We start from the raw sequence: 12436 nt of genomic DNA on the forward strand, positions 1-12436 counted from the left end.
TTAGGTAAGGAGGTGATCCAACCGCAGGTTCCCCTACGGTTACCTTGTTACGACTTCACCCCAGTCATGAATCACAAAGTGGTAAGCGCCCTCCCGAAGGTTAAGCTACCTACTTCTTTTGCAACCCACTCCCATGGTGTGACGGGCGGTGTGTACAAGGCCCGGGAACGTATTCACCGTAGCATTCTGATCTACGATTACTAGCGATTCCGACTTCATGGAGTCGAGTTGCAGACTCCAATCCGGACTACGACAGACTTTATGAGTTCCGCTTGCTCTCGCGAGGTCGCTTCTCTTTGTATCTGCCATTGTAGCACGTGTGTAGCCCTACTCGTAAGGGCCATGATGACTTGACGTCATCCCCACCTTCCTCCGGTTTATCACCGGCAGTCTCCTTTGAGTTCCCACCATTACGTGCTGGCAACAAAGGATAAGGGTTGCGCTCGTTGCGGGACTTAACCCAACATTTCACAACACGAGCTGACGACAGCCATGCAGCACCTGTCTCAGCGTTCCCGAAGGCACTCCTCTATCTCTAAAGGATTCGCTGGATGTCAAGAGTAGGTAAGGTTCTTCGCGTTGCATCGAATTAAACCACATGCTCCACCGCTTGTGCGGGCCCCCGTCAATTCATTTGAGTTTTAACCTTGCGGCCGTACTCCCCAGGCGGTCGATTTAACGCGTTAGCTCCAGAAGCCACGGTTCAAGACCACAACCTCTAAATCGACATCGTTTACAGCGTGGACTACCAGGGTATCTAATCCTGTTTGCTCCCCACGCTTTCGCACCTGAGCGTCAGTCTTTGTCCAGGGGGCCGCCTTCGCCACCGGTATTCCTCCACATCTCTACGCATTTCACCGCTACACATGGAATTCTACCCCCCTCTACAAGACTCTAGCCAACCAGTTTCAGATGCAATTCCCAAGTTAAGCTCGGGGCTTTCACATCTGACTTAATTGACCGCCTGCGTGCGCTTTACGCCCAGTAATTCCGATTAACGCTTGCACCCTCCGTATTACCGCGGCTGCTGGCACGGAGTTAGCCGGTGCTTCTTCTGCGGGTAACGTCAATTGATAAGGGTATTAACCTTATCACCTTCCTCCCCGCTGAAAGTACTTTACAACCCTAAGGCCTTCTTCATACACGCGGCATGGCTGCATCAGGCTTGCGCCCATTGTGCAATATTCCCCACTGCTGCCTCCCGTAGGAGTCTGGGCCGTGTCTCAGTCCCAGTGTGGCTGATCATCCTCTCAGACCAGCTAGAGATCGTCGCCTAGGTGAGCCTTTACCCCACCTACTAGCTAATCCCATATGGGTTCATCCGATAGTGCAAGGTCCGAAGAGCCCCTGCTTTGGTCCGTAGACATTATGCGGTATTAGCCACCGTTTCCAGTAGTTATCCCCCTCTATCGGGCAGATCCCCATACATTACTCACCCGTCCGCCGCTCGTCAGCAAGAAAGCAAGCTTTCTCCTGTTACCGCTCGACTTGCATGTGTTAGGCCTGCCGCCAGCGTTCAATCTGAGCCATGATCAAACTCTTCAATTAAAAGTGTTTGATGCTCAAAGAAATCGAAAACTTAGCTTATTCATTATATGAATTAACTTGTTAGTCACTCTTCAAGACTTGATACATCTAATTTTTTAGAAGATATCGTCTCTGCGAGTGCCCACACAGATTGTCTGATAATTTGTTAAAGAGCAGTGCAACTATCGCTGCCGTTTCCGGTCTTCTGCGTTGTTGCGAGGAGGCGTATATTACGCTATTCCTCTGAAGAGTCAAGAGTTTTTTCAAACTTTTTTCTTTTCTCTTCCCTTTCCGTCGTTGCTGTTGTCAGCTCATCGTCGGTCAGTGGGTGCGCATTATAGGGGCTTCTCAGATTAGCGCAAGTATTTATTTCAATTTTTTTTCTGTTCGCTCTATTTTTAAGCTACACGTCTATTTTTGACACTAAAACCCCGCTAGTAGCACAAAAATTATACTACCAATAACCGTTTTGTCTATTCGTTATCTTCTATCGATCATCATCGATCCACTTACTTTTATTATCATCGCTATTTATTTCAGTTAAAAATAATACTCTGGATTATTCTCTCGTCAGATATACCTGCTCACTGCTATGCTTTTCTATATTACAATTACAGCAAAGTACCGCCACAATATTCGTATGAGGTCAATCATGAGCCATTCCACTATTAGAAGTTACTTACACTTATCACCTTCCATTGCTAAAGATGTTTATATTGACGTGACAGCCACTGTTATTGGTGATGTACGCCTTAGTGAAGATGTCAGCATTTGGCCAATGGTTGTGATCCGCGGTGATGTTAACTATGTCAGTGTAGGAGCAAGGACTAATATTCAAGATGGCTCAGTGCTACATGTTACACATGCATCAGAAAATACCCCTAATGGTTTTCCTCTCATCATCGGTGATGATGTGACTGTTGGACACAAAGCAATGTTACATGGGTGTACAATCGGAAACCGAGTATTAGTCGGCATGGGATCAATCTTACTTGATGGTGCAATTATTGAAGATAATGTTTTGATCGGCGCAGGAAGCCTAGTACCACCTGGTAAACGACTAGAAAGTGGTTTTCTTTATTTAGGTAGCCCAGTAAAAAAGATCCGCCCACTCACGCCCGCAGAAATACAACACTTTATCTACTCTGCTAATAATTACGTAAAGTGGAAGAACGACTATTTATCAACGGCTCATTCCGCCATTGATAAACAGTAAAATGGATGAAGAGTTGACACTTCATACAGCTTAGCCAACTCTTCAAATTCTTCTTCAATTTCCCATCGATGCTGCTTAAACAAACAAAAAGCATTGCTATTCTCACCAAAGCGTGCCTTTAGCTCTTGTTCGGTGATTTGGCAATCAAATAACATTCCATTGACCATGATAGGGAAAAGAACGCAATTTTGATCTTCAAGCCACTGCTCACGATCAGGAAATTGAATGGATTGATTCATTTATTCAAATTTTCTCTTAAAATATTTATTGTTGGATTAATATCAGGTACTCGCTCATACCATAACTCAACGGCATAAGCGGCTTGCCCTACGAGCATACCTAGGCCATCAGATAAGCGTGTACTACCATTTTTTAATGCATGGTATAAAAAAGAAGTCATACCTGCCTTATAATACAAATCATAACAAGCAGTTTTAAAACCATAAGCACTATCAGGTATAGGTGGAATATCGTCCGTCATACTAGATGAAGAGGCGTTAATAATTAGATCATAATGTTTATCTGTAACATTTTGTGGAGCACTAGCTCTAATTGTACCAAATTGGCTAAATTCTTGTGCTAATTGTTGTGCTTTTTCAACAGTGCGATTAGTCAAAGTAATATCACAATTATAATTTAATAATGGTAATAATATCCCTCGTGTAGCACCACCAGCCCCAATAACAAGAACCGATAATATTTTTCCGGGGATAATAAAATCCAACCTAGCTAAATCAAGAATTAAGCCCTGACCATCAGTATTATCACCTAATAACGTGCCGTCATCTAATTTTAAAATAGTATTAACGGCACCACAGGCTTGTGCTCTTTGTGTTAATTTATCCACAAAGCGAAAAGCATCTTCCTTAAAAGGAACGGTAACATTAGCTCCACGTCCACCTTGAGAAAAAAATTGCGTTGCTACTTTATCAAATTCGCCTAATGGAACCAGTAAACGCCCATATTCATAATCAATCCCTGACTGTTTCGAAAAAAGCTGATGAATAAAAGGAGATTGACTATGTTCAATGGGATTGCCCATCACTACATATTTTTCCATAGCATCATTATCCTTGTCGATATAGCTCACCTGTGAGTGCATCTCTAATTTCAGAAGGATTTTTTCTGCCACCAACCTCGCCATTTACAATAGCAATTCGGTTACGAAACTGCTCTTGTACTTCTTCAACACTACGGCATGGAGGAAGTCCGCTTAAATTTGCGCTGGTTGATACTAATGGTTTGCCATAAGCCACACATAATGCTTTCACAATAGGGTGATCCGTAACCCTTACAGCTAAGGAAGAAAACCGCCCTGTTAGCCATTTTGGCGTTGTTGACTTAGCTGGAATAACCCAAGTGATTGGGCCTGGCCAAGAGGCAAACATCCGCTCCCGCTGTTCTTGAGTCAATGCGTTATCATCAATATAAGGTTTTAATTGTTCATAGTTATCAGCAATTAAAATAAGCCCTTTCTCAATGGCTCTCTGTTTTAACTCAAGTAATGCCATTACCGCGCTTTCACTATCAGGATCACAACCGACACCAAACACAGCTTCTGTTGGATAGGCAATAACTTGATTATTTTGCAGTGCTTCTATAATTGTATTATTTACAGGTGATACTTCGTTATTCATGTTCTTCTCTTTTTGTTTGTTGCTTGCCACACAATTTGCTGGCACACACTAATCTTACTCCTTGAGAAGACCTCTTTTCCATCAATAATGGATAATGACAATATTCGCACTCACCATTAATCGGTTTATTATTTAGTACAAATTGACATTCAGGATATTGGTTACAAGCATAAAATATTTTACCAAACCGAGACTTACGCTGTAATAATTTGCCCTTCTCGCACTGAGGACAATGAATCACAGTCTCATCAGGTTTATCAATTTGTTCTATATGCTCACAAGCAGGATAATTGCTACAGCCTATAAACATGCCAAACTTACCTTGTCGTAAAACTAAATCTGCGCCACAACATTGGCAAGGCTGTCCTTCTAATACTTTAATAACCTGTCCATCGCCTTGAGATTTCAACGCCTTAATATAATGGCAATTAGGATAAGCAGAACATCCTAGAAAAGGGCCATGACCACCATTTCTTATAATTAAATCACTGCCACATTCAGGACATTTTTCTTGCTCAGATGGATACGTAAACGGCATTATTTTTGCCATTGTCTTACCTCATAACACTTATTCCAATCGAATATAGCCACCCGCCACAATAGCGACTTTTTCGATAAGCTCAAGCTCTAATAAAAGAGGAGCTAAATCTGATGTGGATAAACCGCTCTTATTCGCAATAATATCAATCGGGATAGCTTTATCAAAACCTAACAAAGGCAATATCAAATTTATTGATTGCTGTTGAGTGGGTGTAAGTTTTTCAATTTCTAATGGCATATTGCTGGACTCTTTTTTATTGGCAGCTGAGCCAACCTCTGCAATATGCTCGTCCTGTAAATCATCATTATGATTAAAGATTAACCACTGCCAAGAGCTATTTAAATATTCCATAATATCATCTGGCGAAGAGGCTAAATTCGCCCCCTGTTTTAGCAACTGATGATTTCCTTCAAAGTGTGAATCACCCAGTAATCCGGGTAACACAAACAATTCTTTGCCTTGTTGTAGAGCATAATTGGCAGTGATTAAAGATCCACTTTTTATGCCAGCTTCTACAATTAAGAGAGCTGAACTCAATCCACTAATAATTCTATTCCTTTGCGGGAAATGACGAGCTAAAGGTGGTGCCATCGGGAGATGCTCTGAAACAAGAACACCCGACTCTTTGATTTGCTCTGCTAGTCGACGATGAAATGATGGGTAAATTTGTTCTAAACCACTCCCCAATACAGCAATAGTGACGCCATGATGTTTTAAAGCACTACGATGTCCAACACCATCAATCCCTTGCGCCAACCCGCTTGTAATTGTGAATTTATTTTTCACGAGCTGTTGTGCAAAATAAGTCGCCCACTTAGTTCCATACTGTGTAGCATCTCTACTACCAATTAATGCAATTTGTGTGCTTTTTAAATGCTCTTTATTACCTGCAACAAAAAGCAAAAGAGGTGGAGAAGATATTTGCTTTAATAGCAAAGGATAATCTGAATCAGAAATTGTTAAGAGTGATGATTCATTTTTATCTAGCCACTTTAATGTACTTTTGACACAATTTGCCTGAAGCCTCATAAATTGGTGACTTTGTTGTTCTGATAGGCCACATTCTAGTAACACTTTACGATTTAGTTGCGTCAATGATTGTAAGTATTCCACCACCTTAATCGCTTTATTTACTGGCAATCTTGAAACAACATTAAGTCTTATCCATATTTCTCTGGCATCCATGCATTATCCTAGTGTTATTTTTTAACATACAAGGTGAGTGCTAAACTCAGCAAATACTGTCAATCCAGACAATAAATGTCTAGAATAGACGTTAATTCTCATTCACATTTTAGAAACAGTCCAAATAAATTATGGCAGTATTACACGTATTACATTATCCAGACGAGCGCCTTCGCACCATTGCAAAGCCAGTCGAAAAAGTTGATGCCGAAATTCAAAAAATTGTCGATGATATGTTTGAAACAATGTATTTGGAAGAAGGTATCGGTTTAGCTGCGACACAGGTGGATATCCACCAGCGCATCATCGTCATTGATATCTCTGAAACACGAGATCAAAAACTGGTACTCATTAATCCAGAACTTCTTGATCAGGAAGGTGATACCGGAATAGAGGAAGGTTGTTTATCAATACCTGAACAACGCGCATTTGTGCCTCGTGCAGAGCGCGTAAAAGTAAGAGCGCTTGATTACAACGGACAACCTTTTGAATTAGAAGCTGATGACTTACTCGCTATTTGTATTCAACATGAGATGGATCATTTAGTTGGCAAATTATTTGTGGATTACTTATCTCCATTAAAACGCCAACGTATCCGCCAAAAAGTTGAAAAGCTCGATAAGAGAAGAGCAAAAGCGGGACAATAGTGATTTACTTGTAACAGGAAAAAAACGTGTCTGATTCATTACGTATTATCTTTGCGGGAACACCCGACTTTGCAGCCCGACATTTAGCTGCTCTGTTATCAACTCAACATCATATTGTTGGGGTATTAACGCCACCAGATAAACCCGCAGGAAGAGGTAAGAAGCTGACGATTAATCCAGTGAAAGAACTGGCATTAACTAATAACATTCCTGTTTATCAACCGACATCGTTAAAACCAGAAGAGAATCATGAGTGGATCAAAGCACTACAACCTGACGTTATGATTGTTGTTGCTTATGGTATGATTTTACCCAAAGCAGTACTTGATATCCCTCGTTTGGGTTGCTTAAACGTCCATGGCTCTCTTCTACCTAAATGGCGAGGTGCTGCACCTATCCAACGTGCCTTATGGGCGGGCGATACAGAAACTGGCGTCACCATTATGCAAATGGATGTTGGTTTAGATACTGGCGATATGCTTTATAAAGCATCATGCCCAATTACTCATCAAGACACGAGTGCTTCTCTTTATGCTAAATTAGCAGAGCTGGGGCCTAAAGCACTAATTAATACATTAGATCTTATCATTAGCGGTGAGTTAAAAGCGGAAAAACAAGATGATAGCCTAGCGAATTACGCAGAAAAGCTATCAAAGGAAGAAGCAAAAATTAATTGGTCGTTATCTGCACAACAGATAGAACGTTGTATTAGAGCGTTTAATCCATGGCCTATGAGCTTTTTTATGCTCGATGATCAGCCGGTGAAAGTATGGGAAGCGCAAGTTATCGCGTCGGATAATACCAATCAAATACCAGGTACATTATTGAAAGCAGATAAAACAGGCATTTATATCGTAACAGGTGAAGGCATTTTAAATATCACCAAGCTTCAACCATCAGGTAAAAAACCTATGGCATCAGCCGATTTCCTAAATTCCAAAAGAGATTGGTTTACCCCTGGGAAAATCATTCAATAATGATACTACCCCTTGAAATAACAATATTTCAGGGGGTCCTTTTTTCACGCCAATATTATTCTTCTCTGGCGGCCAATATATAAACGCTAATTCACTATGAAAACGTCATACAACTTACGCAGTATTGCAGCAAAGGCAATAGCTCAAGTTTTAGATCAAGGCTTATCATTAAGTTCGGTGATCCCTGAATTACAAAAAAACATTTCAGATAAAGACAAAGCGCTCTTGCAAGAGCTCTGCTTTGGTACCTTACGTACCTTACCCCAGCTAGAATGGATCATCCAACAACTAATGGATAAACCACTGAAAGGTAAACAACGAATTTTACATTACCTCATTATGGTCGGTTTATATCAGCTCCTTTATACTCGAGTTCCTGCCCATGCAGCACTCGCTGAAACTGTTAATGGTGCGATCGCACTGAAAAAACCACAATTAAAAGGGTTAATTAACGGTGTATTACGCCAATTTCAGCGTCAACAAGATGTATTAATGGAACGTTTCCAAAATAATGATAGCCGTTATTTGCACCCTTCTTGGTTACTCACACGAATAAAAAATGCCTACCCTGAGCTATGGGAAAGTATTATTGAAGGAAATAACCAAAAGCCGCCAATGTGGTTACGGGTAAATCAAATACATCATTCACGTGAACAGTACTTAGCGCTGCTTGAAAAAGAAGGGATCAGCGCGTTCTCCGATGACCACCATCCCAATGCTATTCGTTTAGAAACACCTTGTAATGTTCACCTGTTACCAGGGTTTAATGAGGGCTGGGTCACTGTTCAAGACCGCAGCGCTCAGCGTTGTGCAGAATTATTAGCGCCACAAAATAACGAACAAATTCTTGATTTATGTGCAGCCCCTGGGGGAAAAACAACCCATATCTTAGAAATAGCCCCTAAAGCGCATGTTCTCGCCATTGATATCGATGAGCAACGTTTAGCCAGAGTTAAAGAAAATCTAAACCGCTTAAAACTACATGCCACAGTCAAAAGTGGTGATGGACGTTATCCAGAGCAATGGTGTGCAAATATGCAATTTGACAGGATCTTACTTGATGCTCCTTGCTCAGCAACTGGCGTTATACGTCGCCATCCAGATATCAAATGGCTACGTCGTAATGAAGACATAGCTCAGTTAGCGCAAATTCAAAAAGAAATATTACATGCTATATGGCCATACCTAAAATCAGGCGGCACATTAGTTTATGCTACTTGTTCTATTTTACCGGAAGAAAATAGCCAACAAATTGCAGCCTTCTTATCGTCAATGCAAGATGCTCAATGTGACTATCAGCATCAATGCTTACCGGAGCAATATAGCGGTGATGGCTTCTTTTATGCGCTGATCAACAAAAAATGATCTTCTGATAAAAGATGATATCAGATCTAAAAGAAGCTACTATTCCAACACAAGATCGATGTGAACAGACATTGATCTTTTATTTGTTAATCGAATATTCTGAGAACTGACGATGAAAATTATTATCTTAGGCGCAGGTCAAGTGGGTGGCACTCTCGCTGAAAATCTTGTCGGTGAGAATAACGATATTACTGTTGTCGATACTGATGCTACCCGTTTACGTCAACTTCAAGATAAATTTGATTTAAGAGTTGTAAATGGTCATGGATCTCATCCGAGAGTCTTAAGAGAAGCGGGGGCTGAAGATGCGGATATGCTAGTTGCCGTCACAAATTCTGACGAAACAAATATGATAGCATGCCAAGTCGCTTATACTTTATTTAATACTCCCAATAAAGTTGCTCGTATCCGAGCCTCTGAATTTGTTCGTGAAGCAGATAAACTTTTTTTACCAGAAGCAATTCCTATTGATTACCTCATCTCCCCGGAACACCTCGTTATAGATTATATCTATAAACTAATTCAATACCCCGGTGCCCTACAGGTAGTAAACTTTGCTGAAGGTCAAGTCAGTATCGTGGCAGTAAAAGCCTACTATGGTGGATCACTTGTGGGTAATGCACTATCCACTCTACGTGATCATATGCCACATATTGATACTCGTGTTGCGGCTATCTTTCGCCAAGATAGACCTATTCGCCCTCAAGGATCGACCATTATTGAAGCGGGTGATGAGGTCTTTTTCGTGGTGGCATCACAACATATTCGCGCAGTAATGAGTGAGCTACAACGATTAGAAAAACCTTATAAACGCATTATGATTGTTGGTGGCGGAAACGTTGGAGCAGGATTAGCGGCAAGATTAGAAAAAGATTATAGCGTTAAGCTGATTGAGCATAATCAACAACGTGCTACCGAGTTAGCAGAGCTCCTCCATGATACTATCGTGTTTTATGGTGATGCATCTGATCAAGAGCTACTCGCTGAAGAGCATATTGAGCAAATCGATGTCTTTATTGCACTCACTAATGATGATGAAGCAAATATCATGTCCGCAATGCTCGCAAAACGTATGGGGGCAAAAAAAGCCATGGTACTTATTCAACGCAGTGCTTATGTTGATTTAGTCCAAGGTGGAGTCATTGATATTGCCATCTCTCCGCAACAAGCCACTATTTCAGCACTATTAGGTCATGTTCGCAAAGCAGATATTGTCAGTGTCTCCTCATTACGTCGCGGTGTTGCTGAAGCTATTGAAGCCATTGCACATGGTGATGAAAATACCTCAAAAGTTGTCGGTAGACGTATTCAAGATATCAAACTTCCGCCAGGCACAATTATCGGCGCCATTGTCCGCAATGAAGATGTCATTATTGCCAATGCAAGTCACTCAATAGAACAAGGTGACCATGTGATCATGTTTATTACAGATAAAAAATATGTTCCTGAAGTAGAAAAACTGTTCCAACCTAGTCCATTTTTCTTATAACTCTAGTGTAGAAATAAGAATAGTAGTGATTGTTACTGATACTGATCTATTATTATTATCTAAACACATATTTTTATATCTAGATCCATACTAATAAGGGGTGGTTATGGCTTTTTTCAAAGAGTTTCGTGAATTTGCAATGAAAGGCAATGTTGTTGACATGGCAGTCGGTGTCATCATTGGTGCCGCATTCGGAAAAATTGTTTCATCCTTAGTAGCTGATGTGATTATGCCTCCATTAGGCTTACTCATTGGAGGGATCGATTTTAAACAATTTAGTTTAGTACTAAGAGAGGCTCATGGGGATATACCTGCCGTTATCTTAAACTATGGTGCCTTTATACAAACTGTTTTTGATTTTGCCATTGTCGCGTTTGCTATTTTCTGTGCGATTAAATTAATTAATAAGATGCGCAGACAAGAAGAAGAGCAACCTAAAGCACCACCTGCACCTTCAGCAGAAGAAACTTTATTAACAGAAATCCGTGATCTATTAAAAAATCAGCAAAAATAAAAACTAAAAGGCCAGTGATAACAATTGAAAATATTTGTTATCACTGGCCTCCCAGTTACCTTTCTTATTATGTTTTGCCTTTCTCATATAGCTGCCTTTGCCTTTCTTATTTTTTTCTACCCGTTGTCTAAATAAAGGATCATGAACAAGTGCAGCTAACGCATTATCTTTGATCACACCTTTTTGGTGCTGATATTTGCTAGACATAAAAACCTCTTAAATTATTAAAGAACATAAAGCATAGAACAACAATCTTCAGTGCAGATATTATTGCTTTGTCGCTCCAGATTCAAGTATTTCTAGAATTGAACAATATGTACTTTCATGAGCGGTTCCACAGCAAGCATTGCTTAACATTTTTAAAGAATCACGCATCTTTTCCATTTCTTTTAGACGAGCCTCAACTTCTGCTAGCCTAGCATCAACAATATGTTTTGATTCTACACAAGTATGATGCGCAGGATCGACTCTAATTGAAAGTAACTCAGTAATAGCATCCAGAGTAAAGCCTAACTCTTTGGCATAACGAATAAAACGTAATCTTTGCAAATCTTGTTCTGTATACAGACGATAGCCACCTTCTGTCCGTCTATCATGTTCCATCAATCCTTGTTTTTCATAAAAACGGATAGTGTCTGTTGTAACATTCGCTAATTTTGCAATTTGGCCGATGCGATACATTGATCACTCCTCAAACTAATGATAAGTAAGCATAACAAATAACAAAAAAAATAGAATTGAAATATAGTGCGATACTCAATACTTACTTTCGCACAATAGCAGCATATTCAGAAGTAAATATATAGCACCCACATAAATAAAGAAGTAGCGAGTCATTAAAGGGAGGAACCAATAAATTTAAATTTATTGCTAATCTATAGCAATAAAAAAACCGGATTAAAAAATCCGGTCTTTTTATTCGCTTCGCTAAATAATAATTTTATTATTCAGCAGCTGCTTCTGTTTCAGAATCAGCACGGTCAACAAGCTCAATGTAAGCCATTGGAGCATTGTCACCTGCACGGAAGCCACACTTCAGAATACGAGTGTAACCACCTGCACGGCTCGCAAAACGCGGACCTAATACTGTAAACAGTTTTGCCACGACTTCGTTGTCACGAGTACGGGCGAATGCCAGACGACGATTAGCTACGCTGTCGGTCTTGGCAAGAGTAATCAGCGGCTCAACGACGCGACGCAGTTCTTTCGCTTTAGGCAAAGTTGTCTTGATGATTTCATGACGAACTAAAGAACCTGCCATGTTGCGAAACATAGCCTGACGATGGCTGCTGTTGCGGTTCAATTGACGACCACTCTTACGATGGCGCATGACCTTAT

At 40.6% G+C, this 12436-nt stretch carries 14 protein-coding genes and 1 rRNA gene; 6 read left to right on the forward strand and 9 right to left on the reverse strand.

Features of this window, described 5'->3' with window-relative positions:
* Positions 1–5: 5 nt before the first annotated feature.
* Positions 6–1548 (reverse strand): 16S ribosomal RNA (locus AACU98_RS03160).
* Positions 1549–2179: 631 nt separating this feature from the next.
* Between AACU98_RS03160 and AACU98_RS03165 the strand changes: the two genes are divergently transcribed.
* The gene (locus tag AACU98_RS03165; protein ID WP_004249682.1) at positions 2180–2743 is read left to right on the forward strand and encodes a gamma carbonic anhydrase family protein; all 564 of its coding nucleotides are present in this window, start codon (positions 2180–2182) and stop codon (positions 2741–2743) included.
* Here AACU98_RS03165 and AACU98_RS03170 read toward each other — a convergent pair.
* From AACU98_RS03170 to dprA, 5 genes are read right to left on the reverse strand one after another with little or no spacing between them, the layout of a single operon-like run.
* Positions 2719–2982, reverse strand: coding sequence for a DUF1488 family protein (locus tag AACU98_RS03170; protein ID WP_152134636.1), 264 nt, complete (start codon positions 2980–2982; stop codon positions 2719–2721). The two genes, AACU98_RS03165 and AACU98_RS03170, sit on opposite strands and share 25 nt — an antisense overlap.
* Entirely contained in the window at positions 2979–3803 is an 825-nt protein-coding gene (gene aroE / locus AACU98_RS03175; RefSeq protein WP_004249684.1) for a shikimate dehydrogenase, read from the reverse strand. Before aroE ends, AACU98_RS03170 begins: the two co-directional genes overlap by 4 nt.
* A 7-nt stretch (positions 3804–3810) precedes the next feature.
* A complete protein-coding gene (gene tsaC, locus AACU98_RS03180) occupies positions 3811–4380 on the reverse strand; it encodes an L-threonylcarbamoyladenylate synthase type 1 TsaC (protein WP_004249883.1) in 570 nt (189 codons plus the stop codon).
* On the reverse strand, positions 4373–4930 hold the full coding sequence (locus AACU98_RS03185) for a DNA topoisomerase family protein (RefSeq protein WP_004246931.1): 558 nt from the start codon (positions 4928–4930) through the stop codon (positions 4373–4375). The genes tsaC and AACU98_RS03185 overlap by 8 nt, the downstream gene beginning before the upstream one ends.
* Before the next feature lie 18 nt (positions 4931–4948).
* Complete coding sequence (dprA, locus tag AACU98_RS03190) at positions 4949–6106, reverse strand: DNA-processing protein DprA (RefSeq protein ID WP_004246932.1); 1158 nt, start codon at positions 6104–6106, stop codon at positions 4949–4951.
* Positions 6107–6237: 131 nt separating this feature from the next.
* Between dprA and def the strand changes: the two genes are divergently transcribed.
* The 5 genes from def (at position 6238) to mscL (ending at position 11098) form a co-directional block, all read left to right on the forward strand.
* The gene (gene def / locus AACU98_RS03195) at positions 6238–6753 is read left to right on the forward strand and encodes a peptide deformylase (protein WP_004246933.1); all 516 of its coding nucleotides are present in this window, start codon (positions 6238–6240) and stop codon (positions 6751–6753) included.
* A 26-nt stretch (positions 6754–6779) separates the two neighbouring features.
* A complete protein-coding gene (gene fmt, locus AACU98_RS03200) occupies positions 6780–7730 on the forward strand; it encodes a methionyl-tRNA formyltransferase (RefSeq protein WP_004246934.1) in 951 nt (316 codons plus the stop codon).
* A 96-nt stretch (positions 7731–7826) separates the two neighbouring features.
* Complete coding sequence (gene rsmB / locus AACU98_RS03205) at positions 7827–9095, forward strand: 16S rRNA (cytosine(967)-C(5))-methyltransferase RsmB (RefSeq protein WP_004249887.1); 1269 nt, start codon at positions 7827–7829, stop codon at positions 9093–9095.
* A gap of 112 nt (positions 9096–9207) precedes the next feature.
* The gene (gene trkA / locus AACU98_RS03210; RefSeq protein WP_004246936.1) at positions 9208–10584 is read left to right on the forward strand and encodes a Trk system potassium transporter TrkA; all 1377 of its coding nucleotides are present in this window, start codon (positions 9208–9210) and stop codon (positions 10582–10584) included.
* Between the two features lie 106 nt (positions 10585–10690).
* Complete coding sequence (gene mscL, locus AACU98_RS03215; protein WP_004246937.1) at positions 10691–11098, forward strand: large-conductance mechanosensitive channel protein MscL; 408 nt, start codon at positions 10691–10693, stop codon at positions 11096–11098.
* 3 nt (positions 11099–11101) lie between these two features.
* Here the strand turns inward: mscL and AACU98_RS03220 are convergent, their stop codons facing one another.
* The 3 genes from AACU98_RS03220 to rplQ all read right to left on the reverse strand — a co-directional run bounded on the left by AACU98_RS03220 (position 11102) and on the right by rplQ (position 12428).
* Positions 11102–11305, reverse strand: coding sequence for an alternative ribosome-rescue factor A (locus AACU98_RS03220; protein ID WP_004246938.1), 204 nt, complete (start codon positions 11303–11305; stop codon positions 11102–11104).
* A gap of 60 nt (positions 11306–11365) precedes the next feature.
* Positions 11366–11779: a Zn(2+)-responsive transcriptional regulator gene (zntR, locus tag AACU98_RS03225; protein ID WP_004246939.1), complete on the reverse strand. Its 414-nt coding sequence runs from the start codon at positions 11777–11779 to the stop codon at positions 11366–11368.
* A gap of 262 nt (positions 11780–12041) precedes the next feature.
* Positions 12042–12428: a 50S ribosomal protein L17 gene (rplQ, locus tag AACU98_RS03230; RefSeq protein WP_004246940.1), complete on the reverse strand. Its 387-nt coding sequence runs from the start codon at positions 12426–12428 to the stop codon at positions 12042–12044.
* Between the last annotated feature and the right edge of the window lie 8 nt (positions 12429–12436).

Origin of the sequence: Proteus sp. G4380, from assembly GCF_963885725.1 — a bacterium.
Classification (GTDB): domain Bacteria; phylum Pseudomonadota; class Gammaproteobacteria; order Enterobacterales; family Enterobacteriaceae; genus Proteus; species Proteus mirabilis.